Annotated in this window: 24 protein-coding genes; 18 read left to right on the forward strand and 6 right to left on the reverse strand. The window is 67.9% G+C overall.

Going from position 1 to position 23,522, the window contains the following annotated elements; translation table 11 throughout:
* Positions 1 to 10: 10 nt before the first annotated feature.
* The 3 genes from ACN6PJ_RS17785 (at position 11) to ACN6PJ_RS17795 (ending at position 3,119) form a co-directional block, all read left to right on the forward strand.
* Positions 11 to 1,174, forward strand: a complete 1,164-nt coding sequence (locus ACN6PJ_RS17785) for an alpha-hydroxy acid oxidase (RefSeq protein ID WP_427997170.1) — start codon at positions 11 to 13, stop codon at positions 1,172 to 1,174.
* A 97-nt stretch (positions 1,175 to 1,271) separates the two neighbouring features.
* Entirely contained in the window at positions 1,272 to 2,207 is a 936-nt protein-coding gene (locus ACN6PJ_RS17790) for a 2-hydroxyacid dehydrogenase (RefSeq protein ID WP_427997171.1), read from the forward strand.
* A 78-nt stretch (positions 2,208 to 2,285) separates the two neighbouring features.
* A complete protein-coding gene (locus ACN6PJ_RS17795) occupies positions 2,286 to 3,119 on the forward strand; it encodes an AraC family transcriptional regulator (RefSeq protein WP_427997172.1) in 834 nt (277 codons plus the stop codon).
* Positions 3,120 to 3,168: 49 nt separating this feature from the next.
* On the opposite strand, the gene ACN6PJ_RS17800 is transcribed toward ACN6PJ_RS17795, so the two are convergent.
* Positions 3,169 to 3,972, reverse strand: coding sequence for a GntR family transcriptional regulator (locus tag ACN6PJ_RS17800; protein WP_427997173.1), 804 nt, complete (start codon positions 3,970 to 3,972; stop codon positions 3,169 to 3,171).
* A 242-nt stretch (positions 3,973 to 4,214) separates the two neighbouring features.
* Here ACN6PJ_RS17800 and ACN6PJ_RS17805 point away from each other — a divergent pair, with 242 nt between their 5' ends.
* The 9 genes from ACN6PJ_RS17805 (at position 4,215) to ACN6PJ_RS17845 (ending at position 12,567) form a co-directional block, all read left to right on the forward strand.
* A complete protein-coding gene (locus ACN6PJ_RS17805; protein WP_427997174.1) occupies positions 4,215 to 5,243 on the forward strand; it encodes an ABC transporter substrate-binding protein in 1,029 nt (342 codons plus the stop codon).
* A 12-nt stretch (positions 5,244 to 5,255) separates the two neighbouring features.
* Positions 5,256 to 6,317, forward strand: a complete 1,062-nt coding sequence (locus tag ACN6PJ_RS17810; protein ID WP_427997175.1) for an ABC transporter ATP-binding protein — start codon at positions 5,256 to 5,258, stop codon at positions 6,315 to 6,317.
* On the forward strand, positions 6,314 to 7,180 hold the full coding sequence (locus ACN6PJ_RS17815) for an ABC transporter permease (RefSeq protein WP_043541210.1): 867 nt from the start codon (positions 6,314 to 6,316) through the stop codon (positions 7,178 to 7,180). Before ACN6PJ_RS17810 ends, ACN6PJ_RS17815 begins: the two co-directional genes overlap by 4 nt.
* Before the next feature lies 1 nt (position 7,181).
* On the forward strand, positions 7,182 to 7,982 hold the full coding sequence (locus tag ACN6PJ_RS17820) for an ABC transporter permease (RefSeq protein WP_427997176.1): 801 nt from the start codon (positions 7,182 to 7,184) through the stop codon (positions 7,980 to 7,982).
* Positions 7,982 to 9,139: an NAD(P)/FAD-dependent oxidoreductase gene (locus ACN6PJ_RS17825; RefSeq protein ID WP_427997177.1), complete on the forward strand. Its 1,158-nt coding sequence runs from the start codon at positions 7,982 to 7,984 to the stop codon at positions 9,137 to 9,139. Before ACN6PJ_RS17820 ends, ACN6PJ_RS17825 begins: the two co-directional genes overlap by 1 nt.
* A complete protein-coding gene (locus tag ACN6PJ_RS17830; RefSeq protein WP_427997178.1) occupies positions 9,123 to 9,431 on the forward strand; it encodes a (2Fe-2S)-binding protein in 309 nt (102 codons plus the stop codon). The genes ACN6PJ_RS17825 and ACN6PJ_RS17830 overlap by 17 nt, the downstream gene beginning before the upstream one ends.
* Positions 9,428 to 10,870 carry an NAD(P)/FAD-dependent oxidoreductase gene (locus ACN6PJ_RS17835; RefSeq protein ID WP_427997179.1) on the forward strand — a complete coding sequence of 481 codons (1,443 nt, stop codon included), beginning with the start codon at positions 9,428 to 9,430 and terminating at the stop codon, positions 10,868 to 10,870. Before ACN6PJ_RS17830 ends, ACN6PJ_RS17835 begins: the two co-directional genes overlap by 4 nt.
* A 150-nt stretch (positions 10,871 to 11,020) precedes the next feature.
* Complete coding sequence (locus ACN6PJ_RS17840) at positions 11,021 to 12,184, forward strand: NAD(P)/FAD-dependent oxidoreductase (protein WP_427997180.1); 1,164 nt, start codon at positions 11,021 to 11,023, stop codon at positions 12,182 to 12,184.
* A complete protein-coding gene (locus ACN6PJ_RS17845; protein WP_427997181.1) occupies positions 12,181 to 12,567 on the forward strand; it encodes a RidA family protein in 387 nt (128 codons plus the stop codon). The genes ACN6PJ_RS17840 and ACN6PJ_RS17845 overlap by 4 nt, the downstream gene beginning before the upstream one ends.
* On the opposite strand, the gene ACN6PJ_RS17850 is transcribed toward ACN6PJ_RS17845, so the two are convergent.
* The 5 genes from ACN6PJ_RS17850 to ACN6PJ_RS17870 all read right to left on the reverse strand — a co-directional run bounded on the left by ACN6PJ_RS17850 (position 12,542) and on the right by ACN6PJ_RS17870 (position 18,606).
* The gene (locus tag ACN6PJ_RS17850) at positions 12,542 to 13,822 is read right to left on the reverse strand and encodes an amidohydrolase family protein (protein WP_427997182.1); all 1,281 of its coding nucleotides are present in this window, start codon (positions 13,820 to 13,822) and stop codon (positions 12,542 to 12,544) included. The genes ACN6PJ_RS17845 and ACN6PJ_RS17850 overlap by 26 nt on opposite strands.
* A gap of 158 nt (positions 13,823 to 13,980) precedes the next feature.
* Complete coding sequence (locus tag ACN6PJ_RS17855; protein ID WP_427997183.1) at positions 13,981 to 14,931, reverse strand: ABC transporter permease; 951 nt, start codon at positions 14,929 to 14,931, stop codon at positions 13,981 to 13,983.
* A 10-nt stretch (positions 14,932 to 14,941) separates the two neighbouring features.
* Positions 14,942 to 16,015, reverse strand: coding sequence for an ABC transporter permease (locus tag ACN6PJ_RS17860; protein WP_427997184.1), 1,074 nt, complete (start codon positions 16,013 to 16,015; stop codon positions 14,942 to 14,944).
* Positions 16,016 to 16,051: 36 nt separating this feature from the next.
* Positions 16,052 to 17,581 (reverse strand): ABC transporter ATP-binding protein, encoded by a 1,530-nt coding sequence (locus ACN6PJ_RS17865; protein WP_427997185.1) that lies wholly within the window; start codon positions 17,579 to 17,581, stop codon positions 16,052 to 16,054.
* Positions 17,578 to 18,606: a BMP family protein gene (locus tag ACN6PJ_RS17870; protein WP_427997186.1), complete on the reverse strand. Its 1,029-nt coding sequence runs from the start codon at positions 18,604 to 18,606 to the stop codon at positions 17,578 to 17,580. The genes ACN6PJ_RS17865 and ACN6PJ_RS17870 overlap by 4 nt, the downstream gene beginning before the upstream one ends.
* Positions 18,607 to 19,027: 421 nt before the next feature.
* Here ACN6PJ_RS17870 and ACN6PJ_RS17875 point away from each other — a divergent pair, with 421 nt between their 5' ends.
* The 6 genes from ACN6PJ_RS17875 (at position 19,028) to ACN6PJ_RS17900 (ending at position 23,514) form a co-directional block, all read left to right on the forward strand.
* Positions 19,028 to 19,957, forward strand: a complete 930-nt coding sequence (locus tag ACN6PJ_RS17875) for a DedA family protein/thiosulfate sulfurtransferase GlpE (RefSeq protein WP_427997187.1) — start codon at positions 19,028 to 19,030, stop codon at positions 19,955 to 19,957.
* 50 nt (positions 19,958 to 20,007) lie between these two features.
* Complete coding sequence (gene panE, locus ACN6PJ_RS17880) at positions 20,008 to 20,934, forward strand: 2-dehydropantoate 2-reductase (RefSeq protein WP_427997188.1); 927 nt, start codon at positions 20,008 to 20,010, stop codon at positions 20,932 to 20,934.
* A gap of 258 nt (positions 20,935 to 21,192) precedes the next feature.
* A complete protein-coding gene (locus tag ACN6PJ_RS17885; RefSeq protein ID WP_427997189.1) occupies positions 21,193 to 21,804 on the forward strand; it encodes an NAD(P)-dependent oxidoreductase in 612 nt (203 codons plus the stop codon).
* A gap of 144 nt (positions 21,805 to 21,948) precedes the next feature.
* On the forward strand, positions 21,949 to 22,407 hold the full coding sequence (locus ACN6PJ_RS17890) for a nuclear transport factor 2 family protein (protein WP_427997190.1): 459 nt from the start codon (positions 21,949 to 21,951) through the stop codon (positions 22,405 to 22,407).
* A gap of 29 nt (positions 22,408 to 22,436) precedes the next feature.
* Positions 22,437 to 23,006: a flavin reductase family protein gene (locus tag ACN6PJ_RS17895; protein WP_427997191.1), complete on the forward strand. Its 570-nt coding sequence runs from the start codon at positions 22,437 to 22,439 to the stop codon at positions 23,004 to 23,006.
* 4 nt (positions 23,007 to 23,010) lie between these two features.
* Positions 23,011 to 23,514 (forward strand): nucleoside 2-deoxyribosyltransferase, encoded by a 504-nt coding sequence (locus ACN6PJ_RS17900; protein ID WP_427997192.1) that lies wholly within the window; start codon positions 23,011 to 23,013, stop codon positions 23,512 to 23,514.
* The last annotated feature ends 8 nt before the right edge of the window (positions 23,515 to 23,522 follow it).

The raw sequence follows: 23,522 nt of genomic DNA on the forward strand, positions 1-23,522 counted from the left end.
AGACCACCCCATGACCGCTAACCTTTCTACGATCACCTGCATCGAAGATTTGCGCGCCATTGCGCAAAAGCGCGTGCCGCGCATGTTCTACGACTACGCGGACTCCGGCGCCTGGACCGAAGGCACCTATCGAGCCAACGAGAGCGACTTCCAGAAGATCAAGTTGCGCCAGCGCGTGGCGGTGAACATGGAAGGCCGGTCGCTGCGCACCACCATGGTGGGCCAGGACGTGGTCATGCCGCTGGCCATTTCGCCCACGGGCCTGACCGGCATGCAGCATGCCGACGGGGAAATCCTGGCGGCCAAGGCGGCCGCGGCCTTCGGCGTGCCCTTCACGCTGTCCACGATGAGCATCTGCTCCCTGGAAGACGTGGCGGCCGCGACCCGCAAGCCGTTCTGGTTCCAGCTCTACGTGATGCGCGACCGCGAATTCGTGGGCAATCTCATCGACCGCGCCAAGGCCGCCGGCTGCTCCGCGCTGGTGCTCACGCTGGACCTGCAGATCCTGGGCCAGCGCCACAAGGACATCAAGAACGGCCTGTCGACGCCGCCCAAGCCCACCCTGCGCAATCTCATCAACCTGGCGACCAAGCCGCGCTGGTGCATGGGCATGCTGGGCACCAAGCGCCGCACCTTCGGCAACATCGTCGGCCATGCCAAGGGCGTGAGCGACCTGTCGTCGCTGTCTTCATGGACGGCCGAGCAATTCGACCCGCGCCTGAGCTGGGACGACGTCGAATGGATCAAGCAGCGCTGGGGCGGCAAGCTCATCATCAAGGGCATCCTGGACGTCGAGGACGCGCAACTGGCGGCCAACAGCGGCGCCGACGCGCTGATCGTCAGCAACCACGGCGGGCGCCAGCTGGACGGCGCCATGTCTTCCATCGCCGCCCTGCCCGCGATCGCCGATGCCGTGGGCGACAAGATCGAGGTGTGGATGGATGGCGGCATCCGGTCGGGCCAGGACATCCTCAAGGCCGTGGCGCTGGGGGCGCGCGGCACGATGATCGGCCGCGCGTTCCTGTACGGCCTGGGCGCCTACGGCCAGGACGGCGTGAGGCGCGTGCTGGAGATCCTGTACAAGGAAATGGACACCACCATGGCGCTGTGCGGCCGCCGCTCCATCGAACCCGGGGACCGCAGCATCCTGCTGCCGGGAACCTACCCGACCTGATGCGCGTGGCGTACGCCACGATCCAGGATCAACGCTGAAAACGGCGCGCGTCTGTGGAAAACCTGCGGGCGCGCGCCGCGCCTTTCCGAGGACCGACATGCGGCTCATCATCAATTCCGGCGGCGCCCGGGCGATCGACGACTGGCGTTCGAACTTCCAGGCGTTCGCTCCTGAATTGGAGGTGGCGGGCTGGCACGAAGACGTCGACCCCGCCAGCGTGGACTACGCCCTCGTCTGGGAGCCCGATCCGGGCCGCCTGGCCACGTTCCCGAACCTCAAGCTCATCATCAGCGCCGGCGCCGGCGTCGATCACATCCTGGCCGATCCGCAGTGGCCGCGCCATGTGCCGATCGCGCGCATGATCACCGCCCGCACCCAGACCGAAATGGCCGAATTCGTGCTGACGTCGGCGCTGATGCTGACCCGCGACATCAAGCGGGCCGTGGACAACCAGGCGCGCCGCCATTGGGAGTTCTTCGACGCCGCGCGCATCGCCGCAGAGCTGCGGGTCGGCATCATGGGCCTGGGCCACCTCGGGGCGGCGTCCGCTCAGCTGCTGGCGCGGGTCGGCTTCCAGGTCAGCGGCTGGTCCCGCGGCAACAGCCGGCTGGAAGGCCTGCCCACCTATGCCGGACAGGCGCAGTTCGGCGCGTTCCTGGCCGCGACGGACATCCTCGTCTGCCTGTTGCCCGCCACCGATTCCACGCGAGGCATCCTCAACGCCGCCACGCTGTCGCGGCTGCCGCGCGGCGCCTGCCTGATCAACGCCGGGCGCGGCTCCCACATGGTCGAGCAGGATGTTCTCGCCGCCCTGGACAGCGGCCAGCTGAGCCAGGCCGTGCTGGACGTGTTCGAAGAGGAGCCCCTGCCGCCGGAATCCGCGCTGTGGTCGCATCCCGGCATTATCGTCACGCCGCATTGCGCGGCCATTCCGGATCGCAAGGAGCGCGCGCGGCACACGGCGTTCCTGATCGGAGCCCATGAGCGCGGGGAAGCGCTGCCGAACCTCTACGATACGCGGCGCGGCTATTGAGCCGGCGCGGGCGCGCCGGCCGCGAAAGCGCAAAATCTGCAAACGTCCCTTCGCTACATTGCCCTCCAAGGAGCCCGCATGAAGCCAGGAACCCTTATCCAATACGCCCGGCGCCTGGACCCCGTCCTGCGCTGGCTGGCAAGCCACCCCGACGCCGACCCGGACCTGTACCGGCTGGCGGAACTGGCCTGCCTGTCGCCCTACCACTTCCATCGGGTCTATCGCGCCATGATGGGAGAGACGGTAAACGCAACGGTGCAGCGCATCCGCATGCATCGCGCGGCGGCGGCGCTCGCGGGTACCCAGGCTTCCTTGCGGGAGGTGGCGCAGCGCGCCGGCTATGAGTCGGACGCGGCGTTCAACCGGGCATTCGGCGCGGTCTTCGGCATCCCGCCGGGACGCTATCGCGCCGCCCGCTCCCGTCCCTTCGATCCTCAGGAGCTCGGCATGTATCCCATCACCATCGAGAACTTTCCCGGCGTCATCCTCGCCGCGCTGCCTCATCGGGGCAGCTACCAGGACATCGGACCCGTGTTCGACCGGGCCTTCATGCTGGCGGGCAGCCGCGGCCTGGCCACGCCAGAAACCTGCGGATATGGGGTGTACTTCGACGATCCGGAACAGGTGCCCGTACAGGAATTGCGTTCGCTGGCCGGCGTGCCGGTGTCCGCGGACGCCGCGCTGGGCGACGGGCTGGAACGCTTCGAGATCCCCGCCGGCCGCTGCGCCGTGCTTGCGTACACCGGCCCCTATAGCGAGATGGGCAAGGCGTACAACTGGATGTTCTCGGAATGGCTGCCCGGCAGCGGCATGGTGCCCGCCGATTTCCCCATGTTCGAGCAATACATGAACGACCCGCGCAGCACGCCTCCCGCGCAATTGCTGACCCGCATCCATCTTCCATTGAAGTAGGCGGCCCGCGCGCCGCAAACGCGCATCGGGCCGGACCTCGCGTGGGGCCTCACCCCACGTTGAGCGTCATGGAGTACTTCATCTTGTCATGCGGAAACGTGGTGATGGTGGCGAGCAGCAGCACGCCGCCGTCCCCGTAATAGCGCCGCGTAATGACGAAACCCGCCGTCCTGGGCTCGACCCCCAGCTGCCTGGCCATCGTCGCGCCGATGGGCGTGGCCGAGAACTCCTGGTTGACTTCCGTGATGCGGTCCCCGAAATGGTCTTCTATCAGGCGCAGCAGCGAGATGCGCGATTTGACCTCGACCCGCAGGTCGGAATGCGCGGGATCGGTGTAGATCAGCGTGCAGGCGGCGGCGGTGTCCCTGTCGTCCAGGGTCTTGATGGAATTGATGTGCAGCCAGGACACGCCGGGTTCGCAGCCCAGCGTTTCGGCGAGCCGCTTGCCGAGCTTGATGGCGCGCACGTCCTGCACCAGCAGGGCGGCGTTGCGCGCGTACTGCAGCAGATCGGGAAATTGCGAAATGCGCTGCGTGAAGCGGGTGCCGGCGCGCGCGGTCTCCACTCGCGTGCCCACTCCCGGGCGGCGTGAAACCATCCCGGCCACCGTCAGCATGCGGATGGCCTCGCGGATGGTGTGGCGGCTGGCATTGAACTGGTCGCAAAGCTCGTGCTCGGTAGGCAGCAGCGTCATGACGGGGTAGCGGCCCGAGCGGATGTCGTGGGAGAGCGTCTGAAAAATGCTCTTGTAGCGGGGGCCGTCGGCATTGCCGCCGTGGGCCGGCGACTCCGGCTTGCCGTGCGCTTGCCGTGCTCCGCCCGGGCCAGTCGCGCGCTCGGAGGATCGGGTCATTGGGGAGGCTCCTGGAATTGTTATATGGGGTTTGTACGGACAATAACCCATTGACAAGGACATCTTGCGAGATCCATTATTTGTCCGGACATTCATGTACGGACAAATTGTACGGCTGACATGAAGTCCGGGAGCGTGGGAAGAGATTTTTTTGTCGTGGGGCGCCCTATCGCGCGTCCCGCCTGCGCTCCTGGCGGCATTTGGCGGTTCTTGCGGTTCTCTTCCAATATTCGGGGGTTCTCATGGGCAAGGTACTTGCAGTGCTGGCGGCGGCGGCGATGGCGGCCGGGCTCGGCTCCAACGCGGCGGCGCAGAAGCTGGTGGTGGCTGGATATGGCGGTTCGTTCGAAGACATCATGCGCAAGGACATCTTCCCGCCCTTCGCCAAACAGCATGGCGTCGAGCTGGATTACGTGGCCGGCAATTCCACCAATACGGTGGCGCGCCTGCAGGCGCAAAAGAGCAACCAGCAGATCGACGTGGCCATCATCGACGACGGCCCCATGTACCAGGCCATCGCGCTGGGCTTTTGCGAACCCATCAAGGGCCTGCCGGGCGACGATATTTACGGGACGGCGCGCTACAAGGACGACAAGGCGGTGGCCATCGGCATCGTGGCGACCGGCATCATGTACAACAAGAAGGTCTTCGACGAACGGAAATGGGCGCCGCCCACGTCCTGGAAGGACCTGAAGGATCCCAAGTACAAAAAGCAGCTGGTGATTCCGCCGCTGAACAACACCTACGGCCTGCACGCGCTGGTGGAGTACGCGCGCGAAGGCGGCGGCGGGGAAAAGAAGATCGATCCGGGCTTTGCCACCTTCAAGAAGGAAGTGGGCCCCAATGTCCTGGTCTACGAGCCGTCGCCCGGCAAGATGACGGAACTGTTCTCCAGCGGCCAGGCGGTGATATCGGTCTGGGGCAGCGGCCGCGTCAAGGCATTTGCCGACACCGGGTTCCCCGTGGGCTTCGTGTATCCGCAGGAAGGCGCCTACGCCCTGCTGTCGTCCGTCTGCCCGGTGGCCAAGCCCAATCCCAACCCGCTTGCCCAGGCCTTCGTGCAATACCTCGTCTCTCCCGAGGTGCAGGAGAAGCTGGCGACCGCCTATGGCTATGGCCCGGTGAACAAGAAGGCCAAGGTGACCGACGATCCCCGCGTGCCGCTGCCCATCGGCAAGCGCGCCGCCGATCTGATCGTGATCGATTGGGATACGGTCAACCAGAACCGCGACGACTGGAACAAGCGCTGGACGCGGGAAATCGAGCGCTGAGGGCCTGCATCCATGAGCTACCTAGTCTTGAATGGCCTGAGCAAGCGCTACGGCGATACCGTCGCCGTGCAGGATCTGAGCCTTTCCGTGAACCGGGGCGAATTCATTTCGCTGCTGGGGCCGTCGGGCTGCGGCAAGACGACAACCTTGCAGATGATCGCGGGTTTCGTCGAGCCGACGGGCGGCAGCATCGTGCTGGATGGCAGGGACGTCAGCAAGGTGCCCGCCAACAAGCGGGGCCTGGGCATGGTTTTCCAGAACTATGCGCTGTTTCCGCACATGACGGCCGCCGAAAACGTGTCATTCGGGCTGGAGATGCAACGCGTCAAAAAGGATGAGCGCGAAGCGCGCGTGGCCGATGCGCTCAAGCTGGTGGGCCTGTCGCATCTGGCCGACCGCCACCCGGCGCGCATGTCCGGCGGGCAGCAGCAGCGCGTGGCGCTGGCCCGCGCGCTGGTCATCCGGCCCAGCGTATTGCTGCTGGACGAGCCACTGTCCAACCTGGACGCGAAGCTGCGCGAGGAAATGCAGCTGGAACTGCGCAGCATCCAGCGCACGGTCGGCACCACCACCATTCTGGTGACGCACGACCAGTCCGAAGCGCTGGCGCTGTCGGACCGGATCGTGGTGATGAACCAGGGGCGCGTGGAGCAGGTGGCCGAGCCGTTCCAGGCCTATGAGGGGCCGGCCAGCCAGTTCGTGGGCGGCTTTCTGGGCAAGGCCAATGTGTTCACGCCGCAAGCCGAGGATTACGGCGGCGAGACGCGCGCCCGCATCGGCGAAGCCCACGTTTCGATGGAAGGCAGCCCCGTGCCTCAGGGCGCCGTGATCGTGCGCCCCGAGAAGATCCTGTTCTCCGAGCCCGCGGCCTGTGCGCTGCCCGGCCGCATGAAGACCCGCGTCTTCCAGGGCAACCACTGGCTGTGCCAGGTAGAGACCTCGGTGGGCGAGGTGATGGTGATCCGCCAGAACGACGGGGTGCCGGTGCCGGGAGAAGGCGAGACCGTGCACCTGCGCTGGCGCGCGCAGGACATGTGCGCCGTGTCCCAGCCGCCGCAGGGCAGGCCGTCATGAGCGCGCGCGTCAATCCCTGGGTGCTCAGCACGCCTGCGCTGGCCTTGTATGCCACGTTTCTCGTGGTGCCGATGGCGCTGGTGATCCTGATCAGCTTCTTCGACTTCCAGTTCTATGGCGGCATGCAGGCCACGTTCACCTGGAAAAACTATTTCGAGATTCTGTCCGACGGCTACTACTACGAGATCTACGCCCGCACCTTCGGCGTGGCCGCCGCGGTGACGCTGGCTTGCCTGGTGCTGGGCACGGCGGAGGCCTATGTGCTCTCGCGCATGGCCAACCCCTGGAAGGGGCTGTTCCTGATGGTGGTGCTGGGGCCGCTGCTGATCTCCGTCGTGGTCCGCACGCTGGGCTGGGCGCTGCTGTTCGGTTCCACCGGGCTGATCAACAAAGCCTTGATGGGGATCGGACTGATCTCCACGCCGGTGGACCTGATGTACAGCAACCTGGGCGTGGCCATCGCGCTGACGCACGTGCTGGTTCCCTTCATGGTGATATCGGTATGGGCATCGCTGCAGCGGATCAACCCGTCGACCGAGGCGGCGGCGCTGTCGCTGGGCGCCACGCAGTTCACCGTGATCCGCCGGGTCGTCATCCCGCAGGTCATGCCGGGCATCCTGTCCGGCGCCATCATGGTGTTCGCGATGGCCGCCAGTTCCTTCGCCACGCCGGCCATCATCGGCGGACGCCGCCTCAAGAATGTGGCTACCGCGGCCTACGACGAGTTCCTGAATACCCTGAACTGGCCGCTGGGCGCGGCGCTGGCGGTGGTGCTGCTGCTGGCGACGGTCGTGGTGCTGCTGTCGGCAAACCGCATCATCGAGCGCAAGTACGGCGCGGTCTTCAATCAGGCGGGAGGCTGAGATGGCATTCAGAAACGGTCCCGTCGGCCTGCTGTTTCACACGCTGTTCATCCTCTTCATCCTGGCTCCCATCGTCATGGTCTGCGCGGTGGCGTTCACGTCCGAGGGCTTCATCTCGTTGCCCACGGGAGGGCTGTCCCTGCGGTGGTTCCGCGCCATCCTGGACAATCCGCGCTTCATCGAGGCCTTCTGGTTCAGCATGGGCCTGGGCACGCTGTCGGCCAGCCTGGCCATGCTGCTCGCCGTGCCCAGCGCGCTGGCGCTGGCCCGCAACCGGTTCCGCGGCCGCGAGGCGCTGGTCGCCTTTTTCCTGTCGCCATTGATGATCCCGCACGTGGTGCTGGGCCTGGCGTTCCTGAAGTTCTTCACCACGGTGGATCTGGCCGGCACGTACGTGGGCCTGGTGGTGGCGCATGTGATCCTGATCATGCCGTATGCGCTGCGCCTGGTGCTGGCGTCGGCCACGGGCATCGATCCAGCGCTGGAGCGGGCCGCGCAATCCCTGGGCGCGTCCAACTGGACAGCGTTCAGGCGGGTGGTGCTGCCCTTGCTGCTGCCGGGCGTCGTCAGCGGATGGGTGATCGCCTTCATCACGAGCTTCGATGAGCTGACCATGTCCATCTTCATCGCCTCGCCCTCCACGACCACGCTGCCGGTGCGCATCTTCCTGCAGATCGAAGACACGATAGATCCGCTGGTCACCGCCGTATCGGCCGTACTGATCTACATGACCATCATCGCCATCTTCATCCTGGACCGCGTGGTCGGCCTGGAAAAGCTGTTTGTAGGAAAGGGACGCTAATGACGGAAGAAACGGAATTGGCGCCGCGCGCGCCCGCGCATCGCGGGATATACGACGCGGCGGTCATCGGCGGCGGGCTCGTCGGCTCGGCCATCGCCTACGGCCTGCGGCGCGAGCTGGACCACGTGGCCGTGCTGGATGAAGGCGACGTGGCCTATCGGGCTTCGCGGGGAAACTTCGGGCTGGTCTGGGTGCAGAGCAAGGGCATGGGCCTGCCGCGCTATGGCGTATGGACCATGGCTTCGGCATCGGGTTGGCCGAGGCTGGCCGCGCAACTGCTCGACGAGACCGGCGTGGACGTCCACCTGGAGCAGCGCGGCGGCCTGCATGCGCTGCTGAGCGAAGAGGAGCTGGAGGCTCGCGTCACGTTCATGCAGACCCTGCTGGCGCAGCCCGGCATGGCGACGTACGACTGGAAGTTGCTCGACCGCGGCGAGGTCGCCGATCTGGTGCCGGGAATCGGTCCGGACGTGCGGGGCGCGACCTGGACGCCGGTCGACGGCATCGCCAATCCGCTCAAACTGCTGCGCGCGCTGCACATGAGTTTTGCGCGACGGGTTGTGGATTACCTGCCGCGTCGTCCGGCGCAGCGCATCCGCCAGCGCGATGGGGTGTTCGACATCGACACGCCGGCCGGTACGGTGCGCGCGCGCACGCTCGTGCTGGCCAGCGGCCTGTCGAACAAGGAGCTGGGCGCCCAGATAGGCCTGGACGTTCCGGTGCGCCCGCAACGCGGCCAGATCGTGGTGCTGGAGCGCACGCGCCGGATGCTGGAAACGCCGCTGTCCACCTTGCGCCAGACCGACGAGGGAACCTGGTTGATCGGCGACTCGCAGGAAGAGGCGGGCTACGCCGACAATCAGGTGGGCCTGCCGATCCTGGGCACGCTGGCCGACCGCGCCGTGCGCACCCTGCCCGCGTTGCGCGAGGTGCGCGTCGTGCGCAGCTGGGCCGCGCTGCGCGTCATGTCCAAGGATGGCTTTCCCATCTATCAGCAATCCGAAACGTGCCCGGGCGCCTTCGTCGCCACCTGCCATAGCGGCGTGACGCTGGCCGCCGCGCACGCGCTCCATCTGGCGCCCATGATCGCCGCCGGCTCTCTCGCCGACGATATGGCGCCTTTTTCTACCCGGAGGTTCCATGTTCAAGAGGCTTGACGAGGCGCAGCGCCAGGCGCAGGGCGCGCCGGTGCGCGTAACGGTCAACGGGGCCGAATTGCAATGCCGCCAGGGCGACAGCGTGGCGGCGGCGCTGTTCGCGGGCGGCGTGCAGGCCTGCCGCGACACGGCCGTCAACGAAGTGCCCCGCGGACCCTACTGCATGATGGGCGTGTGCTACGACTGCCTGGTCACCATCGACGGCCAGGCGAATCAGCAGGGCTGCATGACGGCCGTGCGCGAAGGAATGCAGATCGAGCGCCAGATGGGCGCGCGCAAGGTGCAGGCATGATCGATACGACGCAATGCGATTTGCTGGTGGTGGGCGCGGGTCCGGCGGGATTGGCGGCCGCCGCGCTGGCGGCCAAACTGGGCGTGGACACGATGCTGCTGGACGAACAGCCGGCGCCAGGCGGGCAGATCTATCGTGCCATCACGACCACGCCCGTGACCGACCGCGGCATCCTGGGCGAAGACTATTGGCACGGCGCGTCGCTCGTGGCGCCCTTCCAGCAATCCGGCGCGCGCTACGTGCCGGGCGCCACGGTATGGGCCGTGGCCGAGCACACGGCGCCGCATCCGGAGCAGGGCTTCGAAGTGGCGTACTCCGTGGCCGGCGAGGCGCGCATCGCTCACGCGCGCCGGCTGCTGCTTGCTACGGGCGCCCAGGAGCGCCCTTTCCCCATTCCGGGCTGGACCCTGCCCGGCGTGATTACCGCCGGCGCGGCGCAGATCCTGTTGAAATCCGCGGGCGTGGTGCCTGCCGACCGCACGGTGCTGGCCGGCAGCGGTCCGTTGCTGTACCTGGTGGCCTGGCAGTATCTGAACGCCGGCGTGAAGATCGACGCGCTGCTCGAAACCACGCCGCCCGGCCGCATGAGCCAGGCGTTGCCCAGGATTTGGGGGTTCCTGCGTTCGCCATACCTGGGCAAGGGCCTGAAGCTGTTGCGGGCGGTCAAGGCAGCGGTGCCCGTCGTCCGCGGCGTTACGGCGCTGGAGGCGGTGGGCCAGGACAAGCTGGAAGGCGTGCGCTACACGGCGGGCGGCGTCACGAAGACGCTGCCCGCGGAACAATTGATGCTCCACCAGGGGGTGGTGCCCAATGTGAATCTGTCGCGCGCGGTGGGGGCGGCCCATCGCTGGAACGAGGCGCTGGACTGTTGGGAACCGCAGGTCGACGAATGGGGACTGACCTCGGTGGACGGCATCGGCATGGCGGGCGATGGCGCGGGCATCGCGGGCGCGCTGGCGGCGGAACACCGCGGCCGGCTGGCGGCCTTGCAGGCCGCCCATCTGCTCGGACGGATCGACGCCGCCAAACGCGATAGCGAGGCCAAGGCGCCCCGCGCCGCGTTGGCAAGGGCCGTGAGGGGCCGCGAGTTCTTCGACGCGCTCTACAAGGCGCCCGATGCGTTCCGGCGCCCCACCGGCGACACCATTGTCTGCCGTTGCGAGGAAGTCACCGCGGCGCAGGTGCGTGAAACCGTCAAGCTGGGATGCAGCGGGCCGAACCAGATGAAGGCCTTCCTGCGCTGCGGCATGGGGCCTTGCCAGGGCCGCTTTTGCGGGTTGACGGTGTCCGAGATCATTGCCGAGGAGCGCGGCGTGCCGACGCAGGAGGTGGGCTATTACCGCCTGCGCTTCCCGACCAAGCCGCTGACGCTGGGAGAGCTCGCATCGTTGCCGCAGACGGACGATTCCCGGCAGGCCGTGGTCCGGCTGAAGAAGTAAACCCACCCCCTACGCGCTGCGCGCGCCCCCTCGAGGGGGCGACGCCTGGAGACCGGCGCAGCCGGATCTCCGGCGTCCGCGTTTTGGGTCGCGGCCATTTGCGGGATTGCGTTCTTGAACAGCCGTGCGGCGGCTGAAGGGGAAAAAGACATGACCGGTGCTACGCGGTCGGCGGAAGTCATCATCATCGGCGGAGGGCTGCATGGCAGCTCGGCGGCGCTGCACCTGGCGCGCGCGGGGGTACGGGCCCTGGTGATCGAGAAAAACTACGCGGGCCGGCACGCGTCGGGCGTGAATGCCGGCGGCGTGCGCACCTTGTCGCGGCATCTGGCCGAGGTGCCGCTGGCCCTGGCCTCGCGCGAGCTCTGGTATCGCATCGGCGAGCTGGTGGACGACGATTGCGGCTTCGAACAGCACGGGCAGGTGCGCGTCGCGGAGAACGCCGAGGACGCCGCCTTGCTGCGCGCCCGCCTGCGGACCATGACGGATCACGGCTATAGCCACGAGCAGTGGATAAGTCCGGCGGATTTGCGGGCGCTGATTCCCGCGTTGGCGCCCACGGTGCAGGGCGGCCTGATCGCGCGCGAGGATGCCGCCGCCGATCCCTACCGCACGACCCTGGCTTTCCGCATGAAGGCCGCGAGCCTGGGCGCCCGCTACCTGGAGGGCGTGCGCGTGCTCCAGGTCGCGCGCAGGGGCGGGCAGTGGGTGGTGGAAACGGATGGGGGGACCTACACCGCCCCGCAGGTGCTGAACTGCGCGGGCGCCTGGGCCGACCGCATTGCCGCGCAGTGGGGCGAGCCCGTGCCGCTGACCGCGATCAGTCCCATGATGCTCGTCACGCTGCGCATGAACCATTTCCTGGATCCGGTGGTGCTGGGCACGGGCCGCGCGTTGTCGTTCAAGCAGCGCGCGAACGGCACGGTGCTGATCGGCGGCGGGCGGCGCGCCTGGGTGGACCGCGACGCCGAATGGACCGAACTGGATTTCCGCTCGCTGGCCGAAGGCGCGCGCACAGTCTGCGACCTGTTCCCGCACATGCGGGATGCGATCGTGAACAGAGGCTGGGCGGGCATCGAGGCCGCCATGCCGGATGAAATACCCGTGATCGGCCGCAGCAGCCGCCACGAGACCGCATTCCATGCTTTCGGTTTCTCGGCCCACGGTTTCGAACTGGGCCCCATCGTGGGCCGTATCATGGCCGACCTGATCACCACGGGCGAGACGGACCAGCCAATCGCGCCGTTCAGGATCGAACGTTTCACGGACCCCGCGACGGAGTCCGACCCATCCGCAAAGGAGCAAGACGAATGACTGATATCGTGCGCAAGGAATCCAACCAGCGCCTGAGCCGCATCGTGATCCACGGCGATACGGTGTACGTGGCGGGCGTGACCTCATCCGCGGCCGGCGGCATCACCGAGCAGACCCGCGACGTGTTGGCGAAGATCGACGGCTATCTGGCGCAGGCCGGCACGGACAAGTCGCGCCTGCTGTCCGTGCAGATCTGGCTGAAGGACATCGACCGCGACTTCGCCGGCATGAACGCCGTGTGGGCCGAGTGGGCGCTGCCCAATGCGATGCCCACCCGCGCCACGTGCGAGGCCAAGCTGGCCGCGCCCGAGCTGCTGGTGGAGATCATCGTGACGGCGGCGCGGCGTCCCGGGTTCGTCAGCGGGCCGGTGTCTGAAAGCTGACCTGGCCGGGGCGTCCGGGCAGGTCCAGGGTGGCCGTGGCGGGAGGCGTGGTCGCGATCACCCTGCCGCTGCGCATCACCATCAGGCGGGTGGCGCGCAGGCGCAGCGCCTCGACCGGGTCGCGCGCCTGCAGCAGCACCAGGTCGGCGCGCTTGCCGACCTCCAATCCCGTTTCGTCCAGGCCCAGGATCCGCGCGGGCGTGGCGGTCACCGCCTGGAAACAGGCGCGCATCGCGTCCTGGCCCGTCATCTGGGCAACGTGCAGGCCCATGTGCGCGACTTCCAGCATGTCGCCCGACCCCAGGCTGTACCAGGGATCCATCACGCAGTCATGGCCGAAGGCCACCGGCACGCCGGCGGCCAGCAACTCCGGCACGCGCGTCATGCCGCGGCGCTTGGGATAGGTGTCGTGACGGCCTTGCAGCGTGATGTTGATCAGCGGATTGGCGATCGCGGCGACGCCCGCCTCGCGCATCAGAGGGATCAGCTTGGAGACATAGTAGTTGTCCATGGAATGCATGGACGAGAGGTGCGAGCCCGTTACGCGGCCGTGCAGGCCCAGCCGCTGCGCCTGGTAGGCCAGGGTTTCGATATGGCGCGACAGCGGGTCGTCGCTTTCATCGCAGTGCATGTCCACGCGCAGGCCGCGTTCGGCGGCCAGTTCGCACAGGATGCGCACGGATTCGGTGCCGTCCTGCATGGTGCGCTCGAAGTGGGGAATGCCGCCCACGACGTCCACGCCCATGTCCAGGGCCCGCTTCAGGTTGTCCAGCGCGCCCGGCGCGCGCAGCACGCCGTCCTGCGGGAAGGCCACCAGTTGCAGGTCCAGGTAGGGCTTGACCTTCTCGCGCACGTGCAGCAGCGCTTCCACGGCCAGCAGGCGCGGATCGCAGACGTCGACGTGCGAGCGGATGGCCAGCAGACCCTTCGCAACGGCCCAGTCGCAGTACGCCAGCGCGCGTTCCACCAGCGCTTCCTGGGTCAATAGCGGCTTGAGCTCGCCCCACAGCGCAATGCCTTCCAGCAGCGTGCCCGATTGGTTCACGCGCGGCAGTCCGAAGGACAGCGTGGAATCCATGTGGAAGTGCGCGTCCACGAAGGGCGGCGACACCAGCTGGCCGCCCGCGTCGATGGTCTGCGCGGCCTCGGCCTTCAGCGCCGGCTCCAAGGCCGCGATGCGGCCATTGGCGATGCCGATGTCGATGTGCCGGCGGCCGTCCGGCAGCGCACAGTTTCTAAGGATCAGATCGAGCATTGTGTTCCTTGCTGGAGGTTTCTGTTATTCATCGTACTGCGCTCTTCCCTCGCTGCTTCAAGCCGGCGTCGCCCCATTCGGGGCGCACGGAGCCGGCTTTGCCGGTCCGTAGCGACGCCCCCCTTGGGGGGAAGCGCGTAGCGCTTCGGGGGGGCTCCCTATCTTTCGCCCTTGCGGTACGGTTTCATCAGGGCCTGCGGGTAGGCGGCGCGGCGCGCCATCACCACCAGGGCCAGGATGGAGAGGATATACGGCAGCATCAGGTACACCTGGTACGGCAGCTCGGGCAGGCCGGGCAAGGCCGCGCCGCCCTGCTGCATGCGCAGCTGCAGGGCGTCGAAAAAGGCGAATATCAGCGCGCCCAGCAGCGCCTTGCCCGGCCGCCACGAGGCGAACACCACCAGCGCCACGCAGACCCAGCCGCGGCCGTTGACCATATTGAAGAAGAAGGCATTGAACGCCGCCAGGGTCAGGAAGCTGCCGGCCACGCCCATCAGCGCCGAGCCCGCCACGATGGCGCCCATGCGCAGGCGCGTCACGGACAGGCCCTGCCCCTCGGCGGCGGCCGGGTTCTCGCCCACCATGCGCACCGCCAGGCCGACCGGCGTGCGGTTCAGCACCCAGGCGAGGATGGGCACGGCAGCCAGGGCGATCAGGGTCATGGGCGTCTGCCCCGCCAGCACCGGCCCGATGAGCGGGATGCCGTCCAGGAACTTCATTTCCGAGAACGGGGCGATCGTGGGCGGCGTATTCACGCTGGGGAAGGTGACGCGGTACGCAAAGTAGCTGAGGCTGGTGGCCAGCAGGGTGACGCCCAGGCCGGATACGTGCTGCGACAGGCCCAGCGGCACGGTCAGCACCGCGTGCAACAGGCCGAACACCGCGCCCGCCAGCGCCGCCGCCAGCACGCCCACGTAGAGCGGCGCGCCCAGGTACACCACCAGCCAGCCCGTGAACGCGCCAGCCACCATGATGCCCTCGATGCCCAGGTTCAGGACGCCGGCGCGCTCGCACAGCAGCACGCCCAGCGTGCCGAGGATCAACGGCGTGGCCAGGCGCAGCACGGCGACCCAGAAGGCCGGGGAACTCATCAGATCCATCCATTCCATGGCGCGCTCCTCAGGCCTGGGTCCGGCGCAGGCGGTACTGCGCGAATAACGTCGCGACCAGCATGGCGAGCAACGAGGTGGCGACGATGACGTCGGCGATGTAGTTCGGGACGGCGATGGCGCGGCTCATGCTGTCCGCGCCCACCAGCATGCCGGCGACGAAAAGGCTGGCCAGGATCACGCCCAGCGGGTGCAGCCCCGCCAGCATGGCGACCACCACGCCCGTGTAGCCATAGCCCGGCGACATGTCCAGGGTGACGTAGCCGGTGCGGCCCGCCACTTCGATCGCGCCCGCCAGCCCGGCCAGCGCGCCCGACAGCATGGCGGTGCCCAGCATGACGCGGTTCACGGGCAGCCCCAGGAAGCGCGAGGCATGGGCATTGGCGCCGACCGCGCGCATCTGGAAGCCGAATACGGTGTAGCGGTTCAAGAGCCACAGGCCTACCGCCAGCCCGGCGGCCCACAGCAGGCCGGTGTGGGCGCGGGTGCGTTCGATCAGCTTGCCCAGTTCCAGGTCGCCGTTGAGCGCCACGGATTGCGGCCAGCCCATGGCCATCGGGTCCTTCATGGGACCGTCCAGCATCATGGACACGAACAGCAGCACGATGAAATTGCCAAGCAGCGTGGTGACGACTTCGTCCACGCCCAGGCGGGTTTTCAACAACGCGGGGATGAGCAGCAGCAAGGCGCCCGCCAGCGCGGCGGCCAGCATCATGCCCGCGAACAGCGCGGGCACCGGCAGGTCGAAGCCGGTGCCGTCGTGCAGGCCGCCCACGGCGACCGCGGCCAGCGCGCCCAGGTACAGCTGGCCTTCGGCGCCGATGTTGTAGAAGCGGGCGCGGAACGCCACGGCGCAGGCCAGGCCCGTCAGCATCAGCGGCGTGGCGCGGGTGAGCGTTTCGGACAGGGCGAAGCGCGAGCCGAATGCCCCTTCGAACAGCAGCCCGTAGGTGCGGCCGACGGGCGCGCCGGCCCAGGCCACCAGCAGCGTGCAGACCGCCAGCGTAAAGAGGATGGCCGCGATGGGGGCCAAGGCCAGCGCCAATCGGCTGGGCTCGGGGCGGCGTTCCAGGATCAGTTTCATGCGAAAGATGCTCAATATAGGGGCGCCGACGGTCCGTCAGGCGCGGGTGCCCGTCATGGCCAGGCCCACCGTGGCGGGCGTCCAGTCGGCCACCGGTTTGACGGCGACCAGCTTGCCGGCGCACAGCACGGCGATGCGGTCGGCCAGCGCGAAGATCTCTTCCAGGTCCTCGGACACCAGCAGCACGCCGGCGCCGCGCTTGCGGGCCGCCAGGAGCTGCTCGCGCACATAGGCCACCGCGCCGATGTCCAGTCCCCAGGTGGGCTGGTCGGCCACGATGAAGCGCGGCTCGCGCGCCAGCGTGCGGCCCAGGATCAGCTTCTGCATATTGCCGCCGGACAGGCTGCGGGTGCGCACGTCCAGCGAGGCGGCGCGCACGTCGAATTGCCTGGCCAGCTCGGCGGCGTAGGCCTTGCCCGCGCGCGCGCGGATCAGGCCGTAGCGCGCGAAGCGCTTGTCCTTCAGGTCTTCGACGATGGCGTTTTCCCACAACGGGCTGTCGCCGATCATGCCTTCGCCGTGGCGGTCCTCCGGGATGCGGCCGACGCGCGCGGCCGTCCAGCCGGCCGGCGTCGTGGGCGCGGCCGCGTGCTCGGGACCCAGGCGTATCGTGCCGTCGGACGGCTGGCGCAGGCCCGTCAGCACCGAGACCAGCGCCTGCTGGCCGTTGCCGGCCACCCCTGCGATGGCGACGATTTCATGGTTGTGGACCACCAGGTCCAGGCCGTCCAGCCGCAACGCGCCGTCACGGCCGTCGCGCACCGAAACCTGGGACAGGGTCACCACGGGCGCGGCCTGTTCGGCTGCCGCCACCGCCTCGGCATGCGGCATGACGACCTTGCGGCCCACCATCAGCTCCGCCAGTTCGGCGGGGGTGGTGCCGGCGGTGTCGCGTTCGGCCACCAGCCTGCCCTGGCGCAGCACGGCCACGCGGCGCGACACGGCCATCACTTCGTCCAGCTTGTGCGAAATGAAGATCACGGCCAGGCCTTCGTCCACGAAGCCGCGCAGGGTGGCGAACAGGTCCTGCACTTCCTGCGGCGTGAGCACCGCGGTGGGCTCGTCCAGGATCAGCACGCGGGCGCCGCGGTACAGCGCCTTCAGGATCTCGACCCGCTGCTTTTCGCCGACGGACAGCGTGCCGACCCGGGCGTCCGGATCCACGCCCAGGCCGAAGCGCCGTCCCAGCTCCACCAGGCGCCTGCGCGCCTTGCCGCGGCCGGACGCCAGCTTCCACAGCGACTCCGTGCCGACCATGATGTTGTCCAGCACCGAGAGGTTGTCGGCCAGCGTGAAATGCTGGTGCACCATGCCCACGCCGGCCGCCAGCGCCGCGTCGGGCCGGCCCGCAGGCAAGGGCTTGCCGAAAACCTCGATGCCGCCGGCGTCGGCCACATAGTGGCCGAACAGGATGGACACCAGGGTCGATTTGCCCGCGCCATTCTCGCCCAGCAGGGCCAACACCTCGCCCTGGCGCAGGGTAAGCGAGATGTCGTCGTTGGCCGTCAGGCTGCCGAAGCGTTTGGTGATCCCCGTCAGTCGCAGGGCGAGCGGCGCTTGGTTCATCGTGCCGAGGACTTGGGTTCTTTGTCGTTGACCTTCACGCTGAAGCTGCCGTCCAGGATGGCTTTCTGCCTGGCCTGGACGCGGGCGATCAGCTCGGCCGGGATCTTGCTTTCGAAGGTGCCCAGGGGCGCCAGCGACGAACCCTTGTGCTTCATCAGCGAGTATTGGCCGTAGTCGTCGGCCTTGAAGGTGCCGGCCTTGACCTGCTTGAGCGCTTCGTCGATGGTCGGCTCCATGCTCCACAAGGCCGAAGCGACGACGGTTTCCGGGTATTGGGGCTGCGTGTCGATCACATTGCCGACGGCCAGCTTGCCGCGTTCCTTCGCGGCGTCCGACACGCCGAAGCGCTCGGCGTAGAGCACGTCCGCGCCCTTGTCGATCATGGCGAAGGCGGCTTCCTTGGCCTTCGGGGGATCGAACCAGGAGCCGATGAAGGTAACGGTGAACTCGGCCTGCGGGTTCACTTCCTTGGCACCTTCGATGAAGGCCTGCATCAGGCGGTTCACTTCGGGGATGGGGTAGCCGCCCACCAGGCCGATCTTGCCGGTCTTGCTGACGCCGCCGGCGATCATGCCGGTCAGGTAGGCGGGCTCCTGGATGTAGTTGTCGAACACCGAGAAGTTGGGCTTCTGCGGTTTGCCGGAAGACCCCATCAGGAAGGCGGTCTCCGGGTAGTCCTTGGCCACCTTGCGGGCGGCGGCTTCCACCGCGAAGGCCTCGCCCACCACCAGCTTGTTGCCCTGTTCCGCGTACTGGCGCATCACGCGCTCATAGTCGGCGTTGGTGACGTTTTCCGAGAACGTGTATTCGATCTCGCCGCGATCGCGGGCGGCCGTCAGCGCCTTGTGGATGCGCGACACCCATTGCTGCTCGACCGGCACCGTGTAGATGGCGGCGACCTTGGTCTTGGCGGGCGCCTGGGCTTGGACGGCGCCGGAGAACAGCAGCGCGCCGGCGGCGGCTGCGGCCAGTTTGAGCAGGCCGCGGCGGGCAATGGCGCCGGACGGGGGGAACAGGGCTTTCATGCAGGTGACTCCTACGCGGGGAAGGAAAGGGATCGGGGGGTGTTGCGGGCGCGCCGCGGAATGGCGGTCGCCGGCGGGCATGCCGGGGCGAGCGGACAAAGACGAGGGCGCGGGATCGGTCATTGGGCGGGAGCGCCGGGAGGCGCGTCCCATCCGAAGGGGCGGGTTCGCGGCCAGTCCAGGCGAAGCAAGTTGTATGCCATGGGGCATCCCCGCGACAAGTCGGGGAAACCTGATGGCCGGGCAGGATTATAGGCACCCTGGCGGGGAATCGCGGCACCGATAGGGTGCGCGCCGTTCCAAGGCGTGGACAGCGCGGCTCCGGAACGGGCTGTTGCGCTGCCGCGGGGCATCCGCCGCGGCCCCGCAAGCCTAAAATCCCTGGATGAGCCGCGCGCGGCGCGGCAAGCGGGAAGACGCCATGCAAGATATTCAATTGCTGCTCGAACAGTACGGCGGGTGGCTGGTGTTCGCCAATGTGCTGGTCGAGCAGGCGGGCTTGCCGGTGCCCGCCTATCCCATGCTGATCGCCGCCGGCGCCCTGGGCGGCGCGGGCGGCTGGGCCGTGCCCTGGCTGGCGGCCACGGCCGCCTGCCTGCTGGCCGACACGCTTTGGTACCTTGCCGGCCGGCGCTACGGCTCGCGCCTGCTGGGCGTGATCTGCAAGATGTCGCTGTCGCAGGACTCCTGTATCCGCCAGACGCAGCGCCTGTACCTGCGCATCGGCGTGCGCGCGCTGCTGGTCTGCAAATTCCTGCCGGGCGCGGGAGCGCTGTCCACGGTCATGGCGGGGCTGACGGGCACGGCCTATCGCCGGTTCCTGCTCTACGACCTGGCGGGGTCCTTGATCTGGGTCGGTTCCGCGTTGCTGCTGGGCGGCCTGTTCCACAACGTCGTGAACGACCTCCTGGAGATCCTGGGCACCTATGGCGCGATGGGCCTGGGCGTGCTGGCGGCGGTGCTGGCGCTATACATCCTGGCGCGCTTCCTGCGGCGGAGAATCCTGCTGCGCAGCCTGCGCGTCATACCCCGCCTGTCGGTCGACGAGCTGATGCAATGGCGGCAGGACGGCCGCAGCCCCCTCGTGTTCGACGTGCGGCCGGAGGCGGTGCGAGACGAACAGCGGATCCCGGGCGCGATCGCGGTGGACTTGAAGGCGCCGCTGCCCGAGCTCGATCCGGATGCGCTGGAGTCCGACATCGTCGTCTATTGCGCCTGCCCCAACGAGGTATCGGCCGCGTTGCTGGCTTCGCGGCTGCGCGCCGCCGGCTATCCCAACACCTGGGCCCTGCGCGGCGGATACGAGGCCTGGGCCGAGCGCAAGCGCGCCGCGCCCGCGCAAGGCGCATAATTCCGCCATCGGCCCGCGGCATTGGCGAAGGGCCACGACAGGAGAGAGACATGCGGTTGTTGTTCTTGGGCGCTGGCGGCACCGGCGGGTATTTCGGAGGGCGCGCCGCCCAGGCGGGCGCGGACGTGACATTCCTGGTGCGCGAGCCGCGCGCGGCCCGCCTCCGCGAGCATGGCTTGCGCATCCAGAGCCCGCTGGGCGACGCCACGCTGCATCCGCAGCTGGTCACGCAGGACACGCTGCAAGGCAGCTACGACGTGGTGGTGCTCAGCTGCAAGGCGTACGACCTGTCCAGCGCGATCGAGGCGATCCGTCCGGCGGTCGGCCCGGACACGGCCGTGCTGCCCATCATGAACGGCGTGCTGCAATACGACGTGCTGGACCGCGAGTTCGAGCCCCATCGCGTGCTGGGCGGCCTTTGCCAGATCAACGCGACGCTCGGCCCGGACGGCCAGGTGGTCCACCTGGGCAAGCACGCCAGCATCGTCTTCGGCGAACGCGCGGGCCCGGCCCGCAGCGCGCGCTGCGAGGCGCTTGAGCAGGCGCTGGCCGGAGGGGAATATTCCTGCCGCCTGAGCGGGGAGATCTACCAGGACATCTGGGAAAAGTACGTGTTCCTGACCACCCTGGCGGCCGCCACCTGCCTGATGCGCGGCACCGTCGGGCAGATCGCCTCCACCGATGACGGCCTCGACATCCTGGGTTCGTTGCTGCAGGAATCGCAAGCCGTGGCCGCCGCCTCGGGCCATGCGGTCCGGCCCGAGGCCGACGCGTCGGCGCGCAAGATCCTGACCGATCCCGCGCAGCCCATGACCGCCTCCATGTTCCGGGACCTGCGCCAGGGCCTGCCGGTCGAAGCCGACCACATCGTGGGCGATATGCTCCGCCGCGCCCGCACGCTGGGCGTGGACGCGACCTATCTGCGCGCCGCCTACACGCATCTGCAGGTCTATCAGGCCCAGCGCGCCGCAGGCTGAGCGCCCGGGCCGGCCACGGCTTCGCGGCCCCTGTTCAAGCAGGGCCGGGGAGCGCAAACTGGCATGGCGGTCCGGCCGGTCGATTCGCTCCCGGGCTCATCCGGTTTCATGAATTGGTGCATGGAATGCAAAAAACTCTTCCGCTTTTACGGGTTTTTTGATCGGATTTGACCGAATAGTATGGCTTTGCCTGAGCCGGACGCGCTGCGCCGCATGTTGCGGCTGCCTGCCCGGCTTCCCTTTCCAAGGAGCAAGACCATGAAAGTCGCATTGATCGGAATTACCGGCCGCGTGGGTTCGCGCGTGGCGGATGAGTTGCTCAAGCGCGGCCACCAGGTCACGGGCATCGCCCGCAACCTGTCCGACGTGAATCCCCAGCCCGGCCTGACCATCAAGCAGGGCGACGCCACCGACCCGGAGGCGCTGACCTCGATCCTGGCCGGCCATGACGCCGTGATCAGCGCGTCGCGCTTCGTCTCGTCCGACGCCAAGCCTCTGCTTCATGCCGTGAAGGACGCCGGCGTCCCGCGCCTGCTGGTCGTCGGGGGCGCGGGCAGCCTGCTGGTTGCTCCCGGCAAGATGCTGATCGACACCCCCGAGTTCCCCGACGCCTACAAGCCCGAGGCCCGCGCGGGCGTGGTGTTCCTGGACGCGCTGCGCCAGGAAAAGGTGCTGAACTGGACGTTCCTGTCGCCTTCCGCGCTGTTCGAGCCGGGCGAGCGCACCGGCAAGTTCCGCGTGGGGGACGATACCCTGCTGGCCGACGACGAAGGCAAGAGCTGGATCTCCATGGAAGACTACGCCATTGCGCTGGTCGACGAGCTGGAGACGCCCAAGCACTCGCGCCGCCGCTACACCGTCGGCTACTGATCGCCGGCGCGCCGCCCGCGGGCGGACGGAAAAGGGGCCCGGGCGGGCCCCTTTTCTCATTGGGGGAAAGGCCCCGGTATCCGCGTATTTATTTGTAAACTGGCAAACCGCGCCAAGCCGGCGTCACGACCTGAGTTGTCCTGTATGCGTATGAAGTTCAAATCTCTGGCCCTCTGTATGCTGGTCGCCGCCGCCACCCTGGCGATCGCGCCGGTCCGCGCGGCCGCGCCCCAGTCCAACAAGGACATCGTGGTGGCGTTCTTCCGCATGATGTTCCAGGACCGCAATATCGACGAAGCCGTGCGCCGGTACGTCGGCCCGGGCTACACGCAGCACAATCCGTACATGCAGGACGGCGTCGAGCCCATGGTGGACTTCTTTCCCGCCTACTTCGAACAGCATCCGCAATCCATCGTCGAGATCAAGCGGGTGATCGCCGAGGGCGACCTGGTGATGATCCACAACCTGTGGCGCGATTCCCCGGAAGACCGCGGGCAGGCCGTGGTGGATATCTTCAGGGTGGAAAACGGCAAGATCGTCGAGCATTGGGACGTGAGCCAGGAGATTCCGGAAAACCCGGCCAACAAGAACGGCATGTTCTAGGGCCCGTTCATCCAGCAAGGAAGCGGATCATGTCCCGCATCGAGCCCGTCGAACTGCCGCGCGCCTATCTTCTGCTCAACCACGGCCCGACCGTGCTGGTGACCAGCGCGCATGGCGAAGCCCGCAACGTCATGGCCGCCGCGTGGGCCATGCCGCTGGACTTCAGCCCGCCCAAGATGCTGGTGGTGGTGGACAAGAGCACCTACACCCGTGAACTGATCGAAGCGTCCGGCGAATTTGCGCTGTGCATCCCCTCGCGCGCGCAAGCCCAGGCCACGCTGAGGGTGGGATCGAATTCCGGGCGCGACGAGGACAAGTTCGCCGCCAGCGGCCTGACGACGTTTCCGGCCAGCAAGATCGGGGCGCCGCTGGTCGACGGCTGCCTGGGCTGGCTCGAATGCCGTGTCGTGCCCGAACCGCACAACCAGCAGGCCTACGATCTCTTCATCGGCGAGGTCGTGGCCGCCTGGGCCGCGCCGGAAGTGTTTTCCGGAAACCGGTGGCACTTCCCGGATGACGCGCGCCGCTCGGTCCATTACCTGGCGGGCGGGCCCTTCTTCGCCACGGGCGAAGCCTTCAATGTCTCCGCGACGGAGTAGCTTCATGCGCAGCGTGTACCTTGCCGGTTTCGACGTGTTCCTGCCCGACGCCGAGGCGCACGGCGGGCGGTTGAAGGCGCTGTGCGCCGCGCACGGCTTCGAAGGCCTCTTTCCCCTGGACAACCAGGCGCCCCGGGAGCTCTCCGGCCCTGCGCTGGCGCAATGGATCTATCGCGAGAACGTCGCCCTGATCCGTCGCGCCGATATGGTGATGGCCAACCTGAACCCGTTTCGAGGGGCCGAGCCCGATTCGGGAACGGCCTTCGAGGTCGGCTACGCCATCGCCTGTGGAAAACCCGTTTGGGGCTATACCCGGCAGGCCGGATCGCTGATCGATCAGGTGGCCGTCGGGGCGGCGGCCGACGACGGCGCATCGCGCATGGTGGACGCCCAGGGCTATACCGTCGAGGACTTCGGCTTGAGCCTGAACCTGATGCTGGCATGCAGCGCCCGCATTGTCCACGGCGATGCCGCCGATTGCCTGGCCCGCATGGCCGAGGCGAGCTAGGACGCGCC

The sequence above is a fragment of the Achromobacter sp. genome (assembly GCF_050285585.1).
Taxonomy (GTDB): Bacteria; Pseudomonadota; Gammaproteobacteria; order Burkholderiales; family Burkholderiaceae_B; genus Achromobacter.

Bases quoted from the DNA above. Each gene is read 5' to 3' on its own strand.
- ACN6PJ_RS17785 (WP_427997170.1), top strand. From the start codon at position 11: ATGACCGCTAACCTTTCTACGATCACCTGCATCGAAGATTTGCGCGCC.
- ACN6PJ_RS17790 (WP_427997171.1), top strand. From the start codon at position 1,272: ATGCGGCTCATCATCAATTCCGGCGGCGCCCGGGCGATCGACGACTGG.
- ACN6PJ_RS17795 (WP_427997172.1), top strand. From the start codon at position 2,286: ATGAAGCCAGGAACCCTTATCCAATACGCCCGGCGCCTGGACCCCGTC.
- ACN6PJ_RS17800 (WP_427997173.1), bottom strand. From the start codon at position 3,972: ATGACCCGATCCTCCGAGCGCGCGACTGGCCCGGGCGGAGCACGGCAA.
- ACN6PJ_RS17805 (WP_427997174.1), top strand. From the start codon at position 4,215: ATGGGCAAGGTACTTGCAGTGCTGGCGGCGGCGGCGATGGCGGCCGGG.
- ACN6PJ_RS17810 (WP_427997175.1), top strand. From the start codon at position 5,256: ATGAGCTACCTAGTCTTGAATGGCCTGAGCAAGCGCTACGGCGATACC.
- ACN6PJ_RS17815 (WP_043541210.1), top strand. From the start codon at position 6,314: ATGAGCGCGCGCGTCAATCCCTGGGTGCTCAGCACGCCTGCGCTGGCC.
- ACN6PJ_RS17820 (WP_427997176.1), top strand. From the start codon at position 7,182: ATGGCATTCAGAAACGGTCCCGTCGGCCTGCTGTTTCACACGCTGTTC.
- ACN6PJ_RS17825 (WP_427997177.1), top strand. From the start codon at position 7,982: ATGACGGAAGAAACGGAATTGGCGCCGCGCGCGCCCGCGCATCGCGGG.
- ACN6PJ_RS17830 (WP_427997178.1), top strand. From the start codon at position 9,123: ATGTTCAAGAGGCTTGACGAGGCGCAGCGCCAGGCGCAGGGCGCGCCG.
- ACN6PJ_RS17835 (WP_427997179.1), top strand. From the start codon at position 9,428: ATGATCGATACGACGCAATGCGATTTGCTGGTGGTGGGCGCGGGTCCG.
- ACN6PJ_RS17840 (WP_427997180.1), top strand. From the start codon at position 11,021: ATGACCGGTGCTACGCGGTCGGCGGAAGTCATCATCATCGGCGGAGGG.
- ACN6PJ_RS17845 (WP_427997181.1), top strand. From the start codon at position 12,181: ATGACTGATATCGTGCGCAAGGAATCCAACCAGCGCCTGAGCCGCATC.
- ACN6PJ_RS17850 (WP_427997182.1), bottom strand. From the start codon at position 13,822: ATGCTCGATCTGATCCTTAGAAACTGTGCGCTGCCGGACGGCCGCCGG.
- ACN6PJ_RS17855 (WP_427997183.1), bottom strand. From the start codon at position 14,931: ATGGAATGGATGGATCTGATGAGTTCCCCGGCCTTCTGGGTCGCCGTG.
- ACN6PJ_RS17860 (WP_427997184.1), bottom strand. From the start codon at position 16,015: ATGAAACTGATCCTGGAACGCCGCCCCGAGCCCAGCCGATTGGCGCTG.
- ACN6PJ_RS17865 (WP_427997185.1), bottom strand. From the start codon at position 17,581: ATGAACCAAGCGCCGCTCGCCCTGCGACTGACGGGGATCACCAAACGC.
- ACN6PJ_RS17870 (WP_427997186.1), bottom strand. From the start codon at position 18,606: ATGAAAGCCCTGTTCCCCCCGTCCGGCGCCATTGCCCGCCGCGGCCTG.
- ACN6PJ_RS17875 (WP_427997187.1), top strand. From the start codon at position 19,028: ATGCAAGATATTCAATTGCTGCTCGAACAGTACGGCGGGTGGCTGGTG.
- panE (WP_427997188.1), top strand. From the start codon at position 20,008: ATGCGGTTGTTGTTCTTGGGCGCTGGCGGCACCGGCGGGTATTTCGGA.
- ACN6PJ_RS17885 (WP_427997189.1), top strand. From the start codon at position 21,193: ATGAAAGTCGCATTGATCGGAATTACCGGCCGCGTGGGTTCGCGCGTG.
- ACN6PJ_RS17890 (WP_427997190.1), top strand. From the start codon at position 21,949: ATGCGTATGAAGTTCAAATCTCTGGCCCTCTGTATGCTGGTCGCCGCC.
- ACN6PJ_RS17895 (WP_427997191.1), top strand. From the start codon at position 22,437: ATGTCCCGCATCGAGCCCGTCGAACTGCCGCGCGCCTATCTTCTGCTC.
- ACN6PJ_RS17900 (WP_427997192.1), top strand. From the start codon at position 23,011: ATGCGCAGCGTGTACCTTGCCGGTTTCGACGTGTTCCTGCCCGACGCC.